This window comes from Mucilaginibacter sp. A5337, assembly GCF_059690695.1.
Genome location: NZ_JCAWEC010000002.1, coordinates 923,283 through 940,818 on the forward strand (window position 1 = coordinate 923,283; position 17,536 = coordinate 940,818).

Genomic DNA, 17,536 nt, shown 5'->3' on the forward strand with positions numbered 1-17,536 from the left:
TTTACTTCATAACTTATAATTAAATCAGGGCACCACACTTTTACTTAACATCCGATACATTTAACATACGCGAAAGTCATTTATTAAAATATAAGTTAAATATTTACCCCTCCATGAAAGCCGCTGACAATCAATCGAGGTAATCACCGGCTGATTATATTATTTTTATCATTATCATTGTTCTTCAAAACCATTGGCGACGGCGGTATCAATTCCAAATTGACACAAACCGGAACACTGATGAAAATAATTATATGAACGTTTTATCCAGGAAGATCCTGCTTGCTTTTTTAGCCTTTACCATAATTTTAGTCATCGCAGCTCTTTTTGTGAGAGATAAGATCACCGAAAGATTAGCCCATACGGCCCAGATATCGCACCTGATGGACCTTAACAATTCCAGGCCCCAGCAAGCGTTGCTATTACTTCACCAGGCCGAGGATCTATTTCAATCCTCGCTCGTAGATGCCGATGCTACTAAAGCTCAGGCTTACCAGGCCAAACTTTCGTTAGCATTTTCCGAAATTGATACACTGCTGAACATGCAGCATGACTCCTCCAAACTAAATGTTGAACAGCGCGCTCAACTTCATACATGGCATAATCAAAAGCTAAAACTATCCACTGATCTTCTATCTGCCCGGCACGACTTTGATTCCCTACTCACAACATACTCAGATTACAATACTGCGACCATTAAAAATAAACTTGCTGTTAAAAGTAGCCGTACTGTGCAAAACAGCACCGACACTTTAACCCAGCCTGGCACATTAAAAAGAAAAGGCTTTTTTGCGAGGATTAAGGAAGCTATTAAAAATAAAAATGCTTATGCTACAGGCTCCGGCGGGGTTGTTATTAACCATAGAACCCGGGTTTATGTTGATTCAGTTACACAAAAACTTCGAAATAAAGATCAGTCGAGCTACCTTAATAAGATAAAGCAGTTACAACAAAGCAACTTCAAATTACAGGAAGCGCAAAGGCAACTCATCGCCCTCAATATGCGCATTACCCATAAAATGGAGCAGTTAATTACAACGATTAAGGATATAAATTACAGCATGACTGATGCCTTTAAGGGTTTAGCATTTAATAGTTACCTGGAAACAACACGTTTACTAAACAGGCTTTACCTTGTTGCGCTTTTATTGCTTTTGGCCTTTGCAGTGCTGCTGATTGTGTTTGTAATTAAGCTGGGGCAGTCTGAAGGGCGCTTACTTAAAGAGAACGCACGTGCCGTAACGATAGCGCGACAAAAGCAGGACCTGCTGTTGCATATGAGTCATGAAATCCGTAACCCGCTTACATCTATAAATGGCTTTTTATACATTTTCAGCCGAACGACACTAACACCCAAACAATCGGAAATGCTGGGTACAGTTCGAGCATCGTCCGACCTACTGCTGCAAACACTCAACGATACCCTTGATGCTGCAAAGATGGAAAGCAGCGAACTAAAAATCCATCATGATCCGTTCTGCCCGGATAAAACATTAAAAGAGGTAATAGAAAGCATGGCATTTAGTGCCGATAAAAAGCAACTGGAATTGAATTATCATTTTGAAGGCGATCCGGAAGCTGAAGTTTTGGGTGATAGTTTCAGGCTAAAGCAGATTATCGTGAACCTTGTTAGCAATGCCATTAAATATACTGAAACAGGAAGCGTAAACATTAAAGCAACACTGAAATTGACTGGGGGCGCAGAGGGGCTAACAGTTGATATTACAGATACCGGGGCTGGTATAAGCCAGGAACAACAGATGAACTTATTTTCTAAATATTACCAAACCAGCTCAGCGAAAGGAAACACCGGTACCGGTCTTGGTTTATACATTTGTAAGCAACTGATTGAATTGCAAAAAGGAAGTATCAGCGTAAAAAGCGATGCTGGCAAAGGAAGTACTTTCAGCTTTGAAATTCCTTACGAAAAGTATGAAATAGATTAAATACCCGCGTTATGGGATTGTGCCTTAAAGCTTTTTACTCTCCAGCCGATAAAAAGGCACGAAACTAAGCCTAAAAATACCATTCCCATACTGAACGGAAATATATATAACATCCCGAAATGACTGGCCACTCCGCCTATCATCGGCCCGGTGAGCCCAAGCGAAATATCAAGGAACAAGCCGTAAGCTCCTAATGCAGCGCCTTTATTTGAACCGGGCACTAATTTAACAGCTTCTACCCCAAGTGCAGGAAATACAAGCGAAAACCCAAGTCCTGTTATTCCTGCACCAACAAGTGCTATCTGTGGCATATTGGCCAGCCAAAGCACCGCTAAACCTACCGACTCTAACGCCATACAGGCAATGGCTGTTTTTAGTCCGCCGTAATTATCAATTGCCCCTGCAAATATTAACCGGCCTAAAATAAAAAAGACGCTAAAAACCGAAAGACAAAGTACTGCATTGTTCCAGTTTAAATATGCATAATAAAGTGTTATAAAGGTGGATATAGTACCAAAACCTAACGCGGCCAGTGTGAGGCATATCCCATACGGGGCAATTGTTTTAAGTACCGAAGCAAATGACTTTCGCTTTTCAGTGCTTTTCATTACAGCATCATTTTTTCTTCCGGCCAACAAATAGCCAATCATACCGAGTATAAAAACTACAATACCAATACCCGCTATGCCATAGTTATAAGCAAGCAAAATCCCGATTGGAGCACCTACTGCAAGTCCGCCGTAACTTGCTATACCGTTGTATGATATAGCCCGTGCTGTATTTTGTTCGCCTGTAGTATTAATGGCCCAATTTATAGGACTTGATCCTATCAATCCCTCGGCAAAACCTGTTACAAGCCGGGTAAGGGCAACTAAAATCAAACATAGTTCATGTTGTCCCTTAAACAAAAAGGCCACACACAAAAACAGGCCACTAATAGCAAAACCTGTTAACCCGGAAAGCACGGCAGTTTTTGGGCCTTTTTTATCGATGATACTGCCCGCATATCCCCTGAATAGAAAAGTACTTAAATACTGCAGGCTAATCACTATACCAGCGATCATAGCGCTAAACCCTAACTGGTTATGAATAAACACCGGAAGTACCCCAAGACTCAAACCAATAGTAAAATATCCCATAAAGGTAAATTTTACAAATCCGGCGATGGCTAAAACTACATTTGATGATGTACTCTCTATACTTGAATCTGCTTCCATGTTGCAAAGATAGGCAGTTTTACCTACCACTTAAGTGTAAACAATACACTTTACATTAAAATCACTTTTAAGCAGACCCTAAGGAGAACAGACAATACTATTTCAAGCAAAGAATTATACCCTCAATAACGCGCTTGGTCTCTTCCGGATTACGCACCTGGATGCAATCTGCCCCGGTTGTACGGGCGGGATGGTCGTTGCCGCCTTCAAATAAGGCATCACCAATAAATATCATCTTACTGATAGCTATTTCTAAAGTGTGCTGTAGTTTATGAATGCCATAAGCTTTATCAATGCCGGGTTTGGTAATATCAATAGAAGTAGCTCCTCCTATTTGTACCGAAAAACCTGTTAGCGATTTATCAAGCAGGGCCTTGATTTTTTTCCGTTTGACATATTTAGGGTCCCACTTCTTTTTTTCATCGAGCGGCGCACGCTGGCCTAAGGCCGAAAAGGTGATTTGGCTTCCACGATCTTCTATTTGATCGCCCCAGGTTTTCTTAAATTTTATACCTGATGCTTCAACAGCCGTGTTTAATTTACCGATGATCTCTCGTCTTTCGGTATCGGTGAAATCTTCAGAATATAATTTTTTCCAACCTGCTTTTTTGTACTGGTAGTATTTAGTACCGCAAGTTGGTAATATCGACAAGTTTTTGAGCGATTTTTTGTCGGGCAGGTTTGATAATATTTGCTTTTCAAATTGAGGCCAGTCGCCGCCCGATATAATGGCCACTTTTGCAACTTTCATTAAATCGGCTAGCAACACAGCCATTTCTTTATCAAGGGCAGCCTTACTTTCGGCAAGGGTACCGTCCAAATCAAATATGATCAGCTTTTTCATTACGGGCAGATATAATAGCCCAACAGCCATCAACTGAGCTTGTTTTATAACAATACTGTTATAAGTTGCACCAGTACGTCCACTTTAAAGTAAGCTGTCTGTTTTTTACCATATAGGGAGATGGTGTAGTGTTATCGCCATAAACTATAAAAAGATCCGATGCCGGCTTATAACGCCATTGCAGGCGCGTGTTAATATTGATATTATCTATTTGCTGGTTGTACTGCACATAGGTTGTAAAGTACAGGCTATTGGTAAAGGTAACATCAATTTTTGGCCCAACCAGCCAGAACGTGTTATGCCCGAAAGGTTGCGGCAACCTTAAATCGTTGAATGACGTATTGATAGCGATATTTACATAAGGCTGAAAACGATAGCCAACCAAACTTGTAACGCTATTACGTATGCCTTTATCATAATAACCACCGTGCGATGCCTCAAGCAGATAAGTAAATACATTTTGCGGCTTAGAAGCAAACTGAATATCAATAGTATTCCAGTTGTGCTCCGACCCGGTAGGTAATAAACCTTTGCCGATATTGGTAGGATCGTAAGGTTTTAACAGCCGCACATAATCGTTAATGCCAGATACCGACAGTGTTGCCCTATTACGGAAAGTGATGAGATATGACAGGATGCTTTCATTATCAGTACGATGAAACGACTCATCAAAAAAATAATTGGATGTAAGCTGAATGCCATGACTCAGGATATTTCCCTGCTTAGGGAAAAAGTTGCGTAACAACAACGGGCTAAGCTTCACATAACCAACACGGGGCACATAACCTACTTCGGCGTTATAGTTTTTGCCTACATATTCTTCCTGCATGTACAGCGTCCAATATTTGCTGAGATATTGAAAATGATCAGATACTACATAGTCATGGCCGCTTACGCCAGGTGTAAATGACTTGAGGGCAAGCACTTTGCCTGTCCAGATATTGCTTCTTGACGCGAGGTTAAACTCAGCACCTATATTGCGGTTATAGGCGGTGGAGCCTGTATTGGTACCGGGAATATTAGCTGTAGCATCTTTATTTACAAACAGGAAACCAATATTGGAACGGTCGAGCACCCGCCTTTGCAAGGTAATAATACCATAATTTTCGGGCGCTTGTGCTACACCGCCCGAACCGCCGGTTTGAATATCCATAGCGCCAATACGCCAGTCTTTATTCAATTTACCGGTAAGCCTTGCTCCAAAGTCAATCGGCACATTCAATCCTATCCGTCTGGAAAAAAAAGGCCGGATATCGGAGTAGCCAAAGTTTGCAAACAAATCGCCGTTCTCTAAAAAGAATTGCCGCTTTTCGGGAAAGAAAAGTTCATACCGGTTCAGGTTAATTACCTGCTGATCAACATCCACCTGCGAAAAATCGGGGTTGACTGTTAAATCAAGATTTAAAGATGGCGTAACAGAGATCTTGGCATCTCCTCCTATCTCATGCTTATATTCAGTTTTGTTATTATGCTGATAATCTTTGGATAAACCTGTAAGTGCATAAGGGATAATAGATACGTTACTGCTTGCAGTTGGCGGCGCTTCATCCCATACCAGTGTGCCGGTATATGCTAGCGAAGCCGTAGGGAACTGCCGCGGGATAGGTGTCCAGCTTGATTTCTCGGCAGTTTTGAGGTCGTTGCGGCTAAAGTTGATCCCCCACTCCTTGATCCCTTTTTTATAACGGATACTTTTAAAAGGGATAGATGCTTCCCAGATCCATTTATCAGGGTAATTTTTTACGGCCGAGTACCAGCGGTTATCCCAGCTCAGGTCAACCTTACCGCCCTCGTACATGCTCCCATCCCACTGCCCTCCGGCTGCGTTAGCCCCAAAACTGAAGCCATCGGTACGGGCATCAAAAGGATCCATAAAAATGAGGAAGTTATCATTTTTTACGAAATTGAAATCGCGTTTCAGCGACTCAACCATATACGGCCCCGGTACCGAATTATAATTGATGGCTATAATGTACAGGTTTTTATCATCATAGGTCATCCGTACTTCGGTTTTCACCTTAGCCTTACTGGTATCCATCGGCAATACCATAAAAAAGTCGCCCGCCGAATCAGCCTGCATCCAGGCCTGCTCGTTCATTACCCCATCTATATTAATAGCCGAAGTGGCCCTGCGGATATGATACTTATACCCGGCGTTCTTTTTTTGCGCGGATGCATAAAAGTAGTTTACGCAACACAACATGATAAGCAATAGCAGTTTTACAGGAAGCTGGCAGGCACGTTTAAGGGGCATTAAGATAAGGGTATATAATTTATTGGTTCACGAATTTTAAAACTACATTTTTTAAGCAAAAATCAATGCCTTGTATCATATAATTTACGGCTTCGCATCGTTTCTTCGTGCCAATAATTAAATATTTGCTAATCCGTATCACCTTTTGTTAAAAATGCATCAACCTATCACACCTGCCATTAAAAATCAAATTATTTTCCCGGAAATCATCTTTTTCCGCAATCGATTGCAAAAAAGTTCATAAAACCGCGTTTTTGGGCATTAATACGGCCTTTATTAATGTATTATTTATTTTTTATTAATGCCCGCCTGTTGTTTTGTACTTGAAATTATAAACCAGCTACGGTGCTTTTATCGCGTAACTGCAACAAAGCACTGCTTTAACCAAACTCTTTAAACCATGTATTACTACGACATCAACCCGCCGTAAGGCTTGCCGCCGCATGCGCTATTTATTACCCCAAGTGGGTAACCAACCAAATAAACTTAACCAATCAACAAAGAGAGACGATATGAAAAAATATAAATACTTACTTATACTTTTCTTCCTTTTCCCGCTTAGTTTGTTAGCCCAGCAAACTACCATCAACGGGAAAGTAATAGACTTAACCGATGGGTCGACACTTCCGGGGGTAAGTGTAAAGATCAAGGATACAAATACTGGCGCCATTACAGATTTAGCCGGCAAGTTCCAGCTCCAGGTACCCGGGCCTAATGCCATCCTGCAGGTATCCTATATAGGTTATATAACACAGGAAATAGCCGTTAAGGATATTAAAGACGGCACTATCGCCCTAAAAACAACCAATAAAAGCCTTGAGGAGGTTGTAGTTGTAGGTTACGGTGTGCAAAAAAGGGCAACCATTACAGGTTCCATTGCTACACTGCAAAGCAAAGAGATCACTACAACCAAAAACGAAAGCGTTATTAATATGCTTACCGGTAAAATACCCGGTGTGCGTATTGTACAAACCACTGCCGAGCCAGGTTCCTACGCCAACAATTTGAATATCAGGGGTTATCAAAGCGCTCCGCTAATTGTTATTGATGGTATTATCGGAGGTGACCAATCAACCGTTGGCCGTATGGACCCAAATGAGATTGAAAGCATTTCGGTACTGAAAGATGCGGCGGCTTCTATTTATGGTATGCGTGCAGCTGGTGGTGCTATCATTATCACTACAAAAAAGGGGGGCAAAAACGGCAAGATCAACATCAACTATTCAGTTAACGATGCTATACAAACTTTTTTGGGTATGCCCGAAGGTGTTGGCGCTGTTGATTATATGTTGTTAACCAACGAAAAAGTTAAGCGTGATTTTGCTAATAACTTTGTGCACAATGTTACACCACAATACTCATATGCCGATATTAAACCATGGCTCGACGGCACTTATAAATCAGCCGACTGGATTGGCATGGTTTTCAAGAAAACCGCCAACCAAATTCAGCATAACCTGAATATTGATGGCGGTAATGATAAGATCAGCTATTTCTTCAACTTTGGATATCAGAACCAGGATGGCGTATTTAAAACCGGCAGTCTGAATTATAATAAATACAACTTCCGTTCAAACGTTACCGCAACCATCACCAAAGGCTTAAGGGCACAAGTACTAACATCGGCCTGGATGGACGAAAAGAATCTGCCTTATACTGATGAATGGACCATTTATAAATATACCTGGAACCAGATCCCCACTCACCAGATCTACGCTAATGACAATCCACTTTATCCGGCGGTAATTGATGATAACATGAACCCGTCTATCATCACTGATGCCAATAAAGTAGGTTCGAAACGTTTCAGGAACAAAAACATAACCAGTCAGTTAAACTTAACTTATGATATTCCTGGTGTAACCGGACTTAGCGCAAAAGCATTGTTCAATATAGATTATGGAACTGCCGATAACAACATCATCAGAAAATCATTTTCACTTTACACTTACAAGGCTGATAACGACACCTACATACCAAGTGTAGTAAACTCGCCGGCAGGCATTACCCGCCAGTATTACACCCACTTTAATACGCTAAGTCAGTTAACGTTAAACTATGCCCATACCTTCGCTAAAGACCACAACATTACAGCAATGGCCACCTATGAGCAAAGCCATGAAACCGCCGATAATTTTAACGCTTACCGCGATATCGAGATCCCGGTTGATTATCTGTTTGGTGGTCTGCAAAACTCTAATATGTCGGGTGGTATGGATGCAGGTGCTTTACAGGACCGTGCCCACAGGAGTATCATAGGTCGTTTAAATTATGATTATAAAGGAAAATATCTTGCCGAGTTCAGCTTTAGGCGTGATGGTAATAACCTATACAAACCCGGCGCAGATCAATGGGGCTTTTTCCCCGGTGGGTCAATTGGCTGGGTGTTAACCAGGGAAAGCTTTTTCCGTAATCTGGTATCTGAAAATATCCTTTCGAACTTGAAGATCAGAGCTTCATACGGTCAAACTGGTGATGAAGCAAATGCTCCTGCATTTAACTATGTAAATGGCTACACTTATCCTGTAAACAGCTACATATTTGGCTCAAGCGCAGTAAATGGCTCAGCACCTAAATTAGGAAACGCAGGTTTAACATGGTCAGTAAATACCATCAAAAATATCGCTGTTGATTTCGGTTTGTTTGGGGGTAAAGTTGATGGTACTATTGAGGTTTTCAGGAACGACAGGACTGGTTTACCGGCACAGCCGGCAGTAGCTTTACCGGGAACTGTAGGTGCTGCCGTACCACAAATCAACTATAACAGTGACCGTGTTCAGGGCCTGGACTTCAACATGTCGTACCGTAATACCTTTGGCCAGGTTGGCTTAAACGTAACCGGCAATATTGGCACCACACGTTTAAAGGCATTAAAAGTACTTCGTGGCGGGTCGGGTAACGAATACCTGAACTGGAAAGAGAACCAGACCAACAGGTATCAAAATGTTTGGTGGGGACCTGAATATGCAGGACAGTTTACCTCATATAACCAAATTTATAACTATGGTGTAAATACCGGCGGCGGTAATAACAATACTATTCCCGGCGACTATTACTATAAAGACTGGAACAATGATGGTGTAATTGACGATAAAGACAGCCATCCTATTGCCACTACCGATATCCCGTTGTATAACTATGGCCTTACCATTGGTGTAAGCTACAAAGGCTTTGATATGAACATGCTTTTACAAGGAGCAGCAGGGGTATATGTACAATATGGCGAACAATTTGCATCGCCGCTAATGTATGGCCGCAGCGCGTTAACCCGTTTCCTGGATAGCTGGCATACTGTAGATCCTTCGGCCAACGTATTTGATCCGAATACGCAATGGGTACCAGGTTATTATCCTGCAATGGGCTCGCCGGATGCTCAGGGTACAAAAGCTATTCAAAACGCCAGCTACCTGCGCGTCAAAACGCTTGAATTTGGTTACTCGCTGTCGCCTGCTGTATTAAAAGCCATTGGGGTGAGGAAATTCCGGGTTTATGTAAACAGCTATAATCTACTAACATTCACCGGATTAAAGAATTATGACCCGGAACACCAGGGGCCTAATCCGAGAGATGGCGGCAACTTTGGTGTAGCCCTTGGCGGTTATACCTACCCAATGAACAGGACCTTTAACCTGGGTGCAAATGTTTCATTCTAAATCATTTAACACATGAAAAAAATACACAAACTCATTATAGCGATTTCTGTCGGTGTAGGTACTTCGGTAACTTCCTGCCAAAAATTAGACATCCCGCCTACTAACATTTTTACACCTAATATCATTTATGATAGCGAATCGGGCGTAAAATCATTTTTAGCAACTATTTATCAAAACCTTCCTATCGAGGATTTTAAATACCGGCCCGACCAGGGATTTAAAACCGGCAGTAACGACTGGGAAAACTTCTATAACTCGGCTTCGGTTACCGGCGAAGAAGTTGGCCCATTTGGTGGCATGGATATAGGCGGCGGTTTTGGCTACTGGCCTTACGGCGATATCAGGAATGTGAACACCCTGATCGCCGAGCTTCCAAAACATACCGCAGCTTTAACTCAAAACACGGTGAATGCCTTATTGGGTGAAGCTCACTTTTTACGGGCTTACTATTACTTTGGCTTAGCCAAACGCTATGGCGGCGTCCCTATCATTAAAGAGCCCCAGGATCCGGCTGCTCCGTTATCCGAATTACAGGTACATCGTGATAAAGAAGAAGCCACCTGGGATTTTATTGGTGCGGAACTTGACCTTGGTTACCAGATGATGCCTGAAACAAGCGATGCAGGCAGGGCAAATAAATATGCTGCCGCCGCTTTAAAATCAAGGGTAATGTTATACGCAGCCTGTATTGCCAAGTATGGCTCAACCAATTTTGTTGATGGCCCGGCACGCTCCCAAGGTTTGGTAGGGATCCCCGGAAGCAAGGCTAATACCTATTTCCAGGCCGCTTACGATGCTGCCAAATTATTGGAAGGTCATTATTCGCTTTATAATGCTAATTCGGATAAAGTGCAGAACTATGTTGACCTGTTCCTTAAACCAAGTCCTGAAAACATCTTCATTAAGCAATACTCTATTGCTAATCATACTGCACATAGCTGGGATGATACCATGTCGCCACGTTACTTTACCGCTAATGCATTATCCCGCTCATATCCTACCCTTGACCTCGTGCAGCTTTGGGGTAATCTGAACGTAACTAATGACGACGGCACCCCTAAACGCTTCGATAATCGTGCCGAACTAATGCAAGGACTTGAACCAAGGTTGCTGGCTACCATCTACTTCCCGGGTGCTATGTTAAGGGGGCTAATGTTTGACATGCAGCGTGGTATCTACCCTTCTTTCAGCGGGACTGCCGCCGCAGAAGTCGCCAAACAACCAAACTCACGGTCATATATACTTGCAGGTGATACCAAAACCCTTTACCAGGGCAAACAGGTTATCGGTTTTACGGGCCCATGGACCGGCGGCGACGAGTTAACACGTACAGGTTTCTATGTGCGTAAATACGTTGATTACAATAAACCACAGGCATCGGTAGACTTAAACAGAAGCGAGCAGCCCTGGATTGACCTGCGTTACGGCGAAATATTGTTGAACCGTGCCGAGGCAGCTGTAGAGTTGGGCAACAATGGCGATGCTTTAACCTCTATCAACCTGCTCAGGAGCCGCGCCGGCGCAACACCTTATGGCTCTATCGATCTGGATAAAGTACGCAAGGAACGCCGTATGGAACTTGCTTTCGAAAATCAATATTACTGGGATCTGAAAAGATGGCGCATTGCCGATGTGGTGCTTGACCGTGCCCACTTTAAAGGTCTGATGCCATATTATGTATTAAATGAAAACAAATACATTTTCCTGGCCGAACCTGAATTGTTTAACAGGGAGTACACTTTCCAAAAGCAATTTTACTATGAGCCTATCCCTGGCGGCGAAATCGGCAAAAATCCTAACCTGCTTCCTAACAACCCTAATTATTAAGAATTTAAAAGTTAAAGATATGAAAAATCTGATTGGTAGAATTTTGGTGGGCATAGCTATACTGGCAAGTTCTGCATGTACAAAAACAGATAACTACGATGGCCCTAATGCTTCATTGCAGGGTAATATATTATCATCCGAAGGCGGCAATCTCCTTACCTCGGGCGGTAGCACCACTATCAAACTGCAGCAAATAGGCTGGACTACCCCGCAAACCATTCCAAGTAAATTTGATGGTACTTATGAGGATTCAAAATTGTTTAAAGGCGGGTATAAAATTGTACCTACCGGCGGCGCTTTCTGGCCGGTTCTCGATACCGTAACGGTTAACATTGGTCAAGGCACCAAGCATGACTTTACGGTTACACCGTATACCGTGATCAAAAACTTCACGCATACCTTAACCGGTACCACACTCACACTCACGTTTGATATCGACGCACCTATTGTTGCCGGTTTACCAACCATCAAAGACGTGCAGCCATATGTAAATACCACCAAACTGGTAGGTACAGGCGCTTCTATCCGTGACTTTTCGGATGTGAACGCCAAAACCATCAACAAGGCATTTATTGATATGAGCGCTGCCGAAAAATCGATAACACTTACTGTACCCAATCTTATTCCGGGGCGTACGTTCTTTGTTCGGGTGGGCGTTCGCCTGAGCGATAGTTTTAACAGCTCAAATTTTTCGGAAATAGTACAGGTAGATATTCCTAAATAAGTTAACCTAAAACCAAAAAGGAAATGAAATTTATAAAGACAATGATGGCTTGTTCCATCCTCATGATAGGCCTGATAGCCGTGGGCTGCAAAAAGGAAAAATATATTTCGCGCGATACATCATACCTGAAACCACCACCGCCGGATACCACTAAGCCACCTGCAGTAGATCCTACGCTGGTATCCTTTGACAATGCGGATAAAACTGACGGCTGGCAAACTGTTGGTACACCAAGTATCGCGACAAGTGGCCAAAAAGAAGGCGCAGGATACCTGAAAAATACCATTGCCAACGGTAGCGACTTTATGCAGTTTATTAAAGATCTGTCAACACCGGTAGATACCAAACTTACCGGCAATAACGGGCAGTTTAAATTCTGGTGGTATGTTTCAGATGTTTCGTTACTCAAGGCTGATGGCTCTATCGAGATCACGAGCTCAGGTAAATCAGACGACCATGAATCGGCATGGGATGTAGCGCCATTGATCCCTACCCTAAAAAATGGGTGGAATGAGATAGCCCTAAACTTCAGCAAAGCTATTAAAACCAATGATGGCGGCGCCGATTATTCGGCCATCAACCACTTCAGGATCTTCTTCTGGACGCAAACTAAAGACCATGCTGATTTTATTACAGGCGTTGACGACTTTGTGTTCAGGGCGGCGCCTGCACCTCCACCAGTAATGTTTGACAATGCCGACAAGGCTGATGGTTGGCAAACTGTGGGCACGCCAACGATAGCTACCACCGGCCAAAAAGAAGGCACAGGATACCTGAAAAACACCATTGCGAACGGAAGCGACTTTATGCAGTTCATCAAGGATATCGATCCTCCGGTCAATAGTTCCTTTAGTGCTGCTGATGGCAGGTTCACTTTCTGGTGGTATGTATCAGATGTATCATTGCTAAAAGCCGATGGTTCTATCGAGATCACCAGCTCTGGTAAATCTGATGATCATGAATCAGCCTGGGATGTAGCGCCATTGATACCAACGCTAAAAAATGGATGGAACCAGATAACGCTGGATTTTGATAAGTCTATCAAGCCCTCTGGGACTGATCCGGGTGCCGATTACACCAAGATCAACCACTTCCGGATCTTTTTCTGGACTAACAGCAAAGCTCACGACGACCTGGTTACCGGTGTTGATGACCTGCGCTTTATCTCAAAATAAAACATACTAAAACAAGCCCGGCAATTGGAATATTACTGGTTCCGGGCTTAAATACATCAATAATGACCATATCTAGTTTAATAAAATCCATAGCCCGCAAAAGCGCTTCGGCTGCCATGACTTTCAGTTTGGTAATACTCATTGCAAGTTGCAGCAAGGCGCAGGACAAACAGTCAAAACAAAACAATGGTAAGCCTGTTGCCGAAACTCCCCTCGCCCCTAATCCTTTTATCCGCGATATGTACACCGCCGACCCATCTGCACACGTTTGGGCTGATGGCCGTTTGTATGTTTACGCCTCGCACGATATTTATCCTGCAAGAGGTTGTGATTTGATGGATCAATACCACGTGTTTTCTACCGATGATATGGTACACTGGAAAGACCACGGCGAAATTCTTCGCGCATCGCAGGTATCCTGGGGCCGTAAAGAAGGTGGCTTTATGTGGGCGCCAGATTGCGCGTATAAAAATGGCACCTATTATTTTTATTTCCCCCACCCAAGCGATACCAAATGGAACGAAAGCTGGAAAATTGGTGTGGCAACCAGCAAAAGCCCGGCAAGCGGTTTTACCGTGCAAGGCTATATTAAAAGACTTGAGTCGATGATTGATCCCTGTGTTTTTATTGATGATGACGGACAAGCCTACTTTTATTATGGTGGTGGTGGCATCTGCAAAGGTGGTAAGCTAAAGGATAATATGATGGAAATTGAGGGCGAAATGAAGCCAATGGAGGGGCTTAAAGATTTCCATGAAGCAAGCTGGGTGCATAAACGCAATGGCATTTATTATCTCTCCTACTCAGATAACCACGACGTTAACGGAAAGCATAACCGCATGAACTACGCCACCAGTAAAAATCCGCTTGGCCCATGGACATACGGCGGAATTTATATGGACCCAACTGATAGTTATACTAATCATGGCTCTATAGTGCAGTACAAAGGTCAGTGGTATTCATTTTATCATACCAGCGCATTATCGCATGAAGACTGGCTGAGATCCATTTGCGTGGATAAGCTTTATTACAATACCGATGGCTCAATCAAAATGGTCGAACCTACAGCTTCAAAATAGCCAATCGAACACATAACCCCTTTAATTAATGATCGATGAAAAATATCAGAAGTAAAAACCCAACAACTTTTTGTATTGCCGCCATGGTAGTGTTGGCGTTAAGCTGTTCAAAGAAAAGTAGCAGTGGAGGTGATGTTACACCACCGAATAAGCCAAAAGACACGATAGACCTTACCCCATCGCCCGTTGGCGACGTAGTGGGTAAAGTTGTTGTTGGCTACCAGGGCTGGTTTGCAGCAATTGGCGACGGCTCTCCCATTGACAGGTACTGGCATTGGGCGCAAACCTGGGAAGAGCAGCCTTCGCCAATCAACACGGCAATTAAATCATGGCCCGATGTACGGGATTATACCAAAACCTTCCCTACCAAATATGCTAACCTTAATAACGGCCAGCCGGCAAATGTGTTTTCATCCTTCTCTGATCAAACTATTGATGTGCAGTTTAAATGGATGAAACAATATGGCATTGACGGCGCTGCCTTGCAACGCTTTAACCCAAGCGGTCTGGAAGGCCCCGTACGTGATGCAATGGCAGCAAAAACCAAAATAGCGGCCGAAGCAAACGGTGTTAAGTTTTACATTATGTATGATGTAAGCGGCTGGAAAGACATGCAGTCGGAAATAAAAACCGACTGGACCAACAAAATGTCGGTTTATACCGCATCTCCGGCTTATGCCAAGCAAAATGGTAAGCCGGTAGTATGTATCTGGGGCTTTGGTTTCAGTGATGATAACCACCCTTTTACCGCTGCACAATGCCTGGATGTGATCAAATGGTTTAAAAGCAAAGGGTGTTATGTTATTGGCGGCGTACCTACCCATTGGCGTACCGAGGATAGCGACTCGCGCCCGGCATTCCTTTCAGCTTATAGCGCCCTGGATATGATATCGCCCTGGATGGTTGGCCGCATTGGCAATAAAAGTGAATCGGATAGCTTTTACAGCTCGGTTAACCGCCCGGATGTGGCCTATTGTAAGGCCCACGGTATCGATTATCAGCCATGTATCCTCCCCGGCGATCTGCAGGAACATCAGCGCGCTCACGGTGATTTTATGTGGAGGCAATTCTTTAACATGAAAAGTGTAGGAGCACAAGGACTTTACATCTCCATGTTTGACGAATATAATGAAGGCAACCAGATAGCCAAGACCGCCGAAAGCCAGGATTTTGTTCCGGCGGGATCATCATTTGTAACCCTTGACGAAGATGGTACAGCTTGCTCTGCAGACTACTACCTGAGGCTTACAGGCGATGGTGCAAAGATGTTTAAGGGATTAATCCCGTTAACACCTACAAGGCCTACGCCGGTTAAATAGGGTTAGATCTTTTGAGGCTATTCTAAGCCAGGGTCTTTGAGAAGCAAAAGAATCTCATCTCTACCACGTCATTATATATCCGGTTTAATTAATACGCTCTCCCCCGTTGACCGTGTCCTCCCGGTCAACCTGTATGCAATAAAAAAAGCCTTATCAAACTATATGTTTCATAAGGCTTTATGAAGAGCAAAACGTCCGTGAGGACACGGACGCAGGGATATGATTTAGAAGATTTACGAAGTTTTAAAACTTCGTAAATCTGGATTCAGCAAGCTGTTACCGGTACTTAATTAATACGCTCCAGCATCTTAATATATAGCTCAATCCCTTCCCTGATCTCATCCACATACACAAACTCATCAGCAGTATGTGAACGTGCAGAATCGCCGGGGCCAACTTTTATAGATGGGATATCAAGCAACGATTGATCGGACGTGGTTGGTGAACCGTAGGTGGTACGGCCAAGCGCTATGCCGGCCTGAACTATGGGGTGTTCTTTTGGGATAGATGATGGTTTTAACCTGATAGAACGTGGCTTTACATCGCTTGTCACATGCTCACGGATGATCTCTAATACCTCCTCATTACGGTAGGCATCGGTAACACGCACATCAACAGTATAAACACAGCTGGCAGGTACCACGTTATGTTGTGAACCGGCGTTAATAATGGTAACCGACATTTTTATCGGCCCAAAAACTTCCGATTCTTTAGGAAATTTAAAAGTACGGAACCACTCAATATCAGTTAAAGCTTTGTAAATAGCATTCTCCCCTTCTTCGCGGGCGGCATGACCCGCACGGCCATGAGCTGTACAATCCAACACCATCAAACCACGTTCGGCAATGGCCAACTGCATCAGGGTTGGTTCGCCCACAATACCAAAAGATAATTGCCCTAATTCGGGGATGATCAGCTCCAGGCCGTTCACACCCGAGATCTCTTCTTCGGCAGTTGTGGCTAAGCAAAAATTATATTTCAGGTTTTCCTTATCATGAAAGTACAGGAACACCGCTATAAGCGAAACAAGACAGCCTCCGGCATCATTACTGCCAAGGCCATATAATTTACCATCTTCAATTTTGGCATCGTAGGGATCACGTGTATAGCCCGAATTGGGTTTAACAGTATCATGATGTGAGTTAAGTAAGATAGTTTCTTTTGCCGGATCGAAATGTTTGTTCCAGGCCCAGATGTTATTTAGTTTACGATGAGTAGTTACTCCGTGCGATTGCAGAAATTCGTTGATCAGATCGGCTGTACGGTCTTCTTCTTTACTAAACGACGGTATGGATATCAGTTGCTGCAGTAAGGTTACTGCCAGTTGAAATAAATTGCTTGTTTCAGTCATAAATTTAAGGGTCCTCCCTTGTAATGAACGGGCAAAATTAATACTTTTTATTCACGTGGATGAAATACATTTCCTGAACATTAACCGGGCGTGATAGATTTACCGTTAATTTAACACCTGATTAACGCGAAGGTTACATACCCATTT

General features: G+C 43.2%; 11 protein-coding genes. 7 read left to right on the plus strand and 4 right to left on the minus strand.

The annotated features are described in order from the left end of the window. The first annotated feature begins 254 nt into the window (after positions 1–254). Positions 255–1,946 (plus strand): sensor histidine kinase, encoded by a 1,692-nt coding sequence (locus AC59JO_RS08670; RefSeq protein WP_497304730.1) that lies wholly within the window; start codon positions 255–257, stop codon positions 1,944–1,946. Here the strand turns inward: AC59JO_RS08670 and AC59JO_RS08675 are convergent. The 3 genes from AC59JO_RS08675 to AC59JO_RS08685 all read right to left on the minus strand — a co-directional run bounded on the left by AC59JO_RS08675 (position 1,943) and on the right by AC59JO_RS08685 (position 6,261). Continuing rightward, positions 1,943–3,163 carry an MFS transporter gene (locus tag AC59JO_RS08675; RefSeq protein WP_497304732.1) on the minus strand — a complete coding sequence of 407 codons (1,221 nt, stop codon included), beginning with the start codon at positions 3,161–3,163 and terminating at the stop codon, positions 1,943–1,945. The two genes, AC59JO_RS08670 and AC59JO_RS08675, sit on opposite strands and share 4 nt — an antisense overlap. Positions 3,164–3,260: 97 nt before the next feature. Continuing rightward, positions 3,261–4,007 carry an HAD-IIB family hydrolase gene (locus tag AC59JO_RS08680; RefSeq protein WP_497304734.1) on the minus strand — a complete coding sequence of 249 codons (747 nt, stop codon included), beginning with the start codon at positions 4,005–4,007 and terminating at the stop codon, positions 3,261–3,263. A gap of 58 nt (positions 4,008–4,065) precedes the next feature. Beyond that, positions 4,066–6,261, minus strand: a complete 2,196-nt coding sequence (locus AC59JO_RS08685; RefSeq protein WP_497304736.1) for a carbohydrate binding family 9 domain-containing protein — start codon at positions 6,259–6,261, stop codon at positions 4,066–4,068. Positions 6,262–6,773: 512 nt separating this feature from the next. Here AC59JO_RS08685 and AC59JO_RS08690 point away from each other — a divergent pair. From AC59JO_RS08690 to AC59JO_RS08715, 6 genes are all read left to right on the plus strand, one after another. Beyond that, positions 6,774–9,914 carry a SusC/RagA family TonB-linked outer membrane protein gene (locus AC59JO_RS08690; protein ID WP_497304738.1) on the plus strand — a complete coding sequence of 1,047 codons (3,141 nt, stop codon included), beginning with the start codon at positions 6,774–6,776 and terminating at the stop codon, positions 9,912–9,914. 12 nt (positions 9,915–9,926) lie between these two features. Further along, the gene (locus AC59JO_RS08695) at positions 9,927–11,741 is read left to right on the plus strand and encodes a RagB/SusD family nutrient uptake outer membrane protein (protein ID WP_413667857.1); all 1,815 of its coding nucleotides are present in this window, start codon (positions 9,927–9,929) and stop codon (positions 11,739–11,741) included. 19 nt (positions 11,742–11,760) lie between these two features. Further along, positions 11,761–12,465: a DUF3823 domain-containing protein gene (locus AC59JO_RS08700; RefSeq protein WP_413667856.1), complete on the plus strand. Its 705-nt coding sequence runs from the start codon at positions 11,761–11,763 to the stop codon at positions 12,463–12,465. Positions 12,466–12,488: 23 nt separating this feature from the next. Further along, positions 12,489–13,640, plus strand: a complete 1,152-nt coding sequence (locus AC59JO_RS08705) for a hypothetical protein (protein WP_413667855.1) — start codon at positions 12,489–12,491, stop codon at positions 13,638–13,640. 62 nt (positions 13,641–13,702) lie between these two features. Further along, a complete protein-coding gene (locus AC59JO_RS08710; RefSeq protein ID WP_497304742.1) occupies positions 13,703–14,719 on the plus strand; it encodes a family 43 glycosylhydrolase in 1,017 nt (338 codons plus the stop codon). A 35-nt stretch (positions 14,720–14,754) separates the two neighbouring features. Beyond that, the gene (locus AC59JO_RS08715) at positions 14,755–16,038 is read left to right on the plus strand and encodes a glycoside hydrolase family 99 protein (protein ID WP_497304744.1); all 1,284 of its coding nucleotides are present in this window, start codon (positions 14,755–14,757) and stop codon (positions 16,036–16,038) included. Positions 16,039–16,324: 286 nt separating this feature from the next. On the opposite strand, the gene AC59JO_RS08720 is transcribed toward AC59JO_RS08715, so the two are convergent. Continuing rightward, complete coding sequence (locus tag AC59JO_RS08720; protein ID WP_497304746.1) at positions 16,325–17,389, minus strand: M20 family metallo-hydrolase; 1,065 nt, start codon at positions 17,387–17,389, stop codon at positions 16,325–16,327. Positions 17,390–17,536: the final 147 nt, after the last annotated feature.

What these genes read in the sequence shown, in the direction of transcription:
- AC59JO_RS08670 (WP_497304730.1), top strand. Translation starts at nt 255, where the DNA reads ATGAACGTTTTATCCAGGAAGATCCTGCTTGCTTTTTTAGCCTTTACC.
- AC59JO_RS08675 (WP_497304732.1), bottom strand. Translation starts at nt 3,163, where the DNA reads ATGGAAGCAGATTCAAGTATAGAGAGTACATCATCAAATGTAGTTTTA.
- AC59JO_RS08680 (WP_497304734.1), bottom strand. Translation starts at nt 4,007, where the DNA reads ATGAAAAAGCTGATCATATTTGATTTGGACGGTACCCTTGCCGAAAGT.
- AC59JO_RS08685 (WP_497304736.1), bottom strand. Translation starts at nt 6,261, where the DNA reads ATGCCCCTTAAACGTGCCTGCCAGCTTCCTGTAAAACTGCTATTGCTT.
- AC59JO_RS08690 (WP_497304738.1), top strand. Translation starts at nt 6,774, where the DNA reads ATGAAAAAATATAAATACTTACTTATACTTTTCTTCCTTTTCCCGCTT.
- AC59JO_RS08695 (WP_413667857.1), top strand. Translation starts at nt 9,927, where the DNA reads ATGAAAAAAATACACAAACTCATTATAGCGATTTCTGTCGGTGTAGGT.
- AC59JO_RS08700 (WP_413667856.1), top strand. Translation starts at nt 11,761, where the DNA reads ATGAAAAATCTGATTGGTAGAATTTTGGTGGGCATAGCTATACTGGCA.
- AC59JO_RS08705 (WP_413667855.1), top strand. Translation starts at nt 12,489, where the DNA reads ATGAAATTTATAAAGACAATGATGGCTTGTTCCATCCTCATGATAGGC.
- AC59JO_RS08710 (WP_497304742.1), top strand. Translation starts at nt 13,703, where the DNA reads ATGACCATATCTAGTTTAATAAAATCCATAGCCCGCAAAAGCGCTTCG.
- AC59JO_RS08715 (WP_497304744.1), top strand. Translation starts at nt 14,755, where the DNA reads ATGAAAAATATCAGAAGTAAAAACCCAACAACTTTTTGTATTGCCGCC.
- AC59JO_RS08720 (WP_497304746.1), bottom strand. Translation starts at nt 17,389, where the DNA reads ATGACTGAAACAAGCAATTTATTTCAACTGGCAGTAACCTTACTGCAG.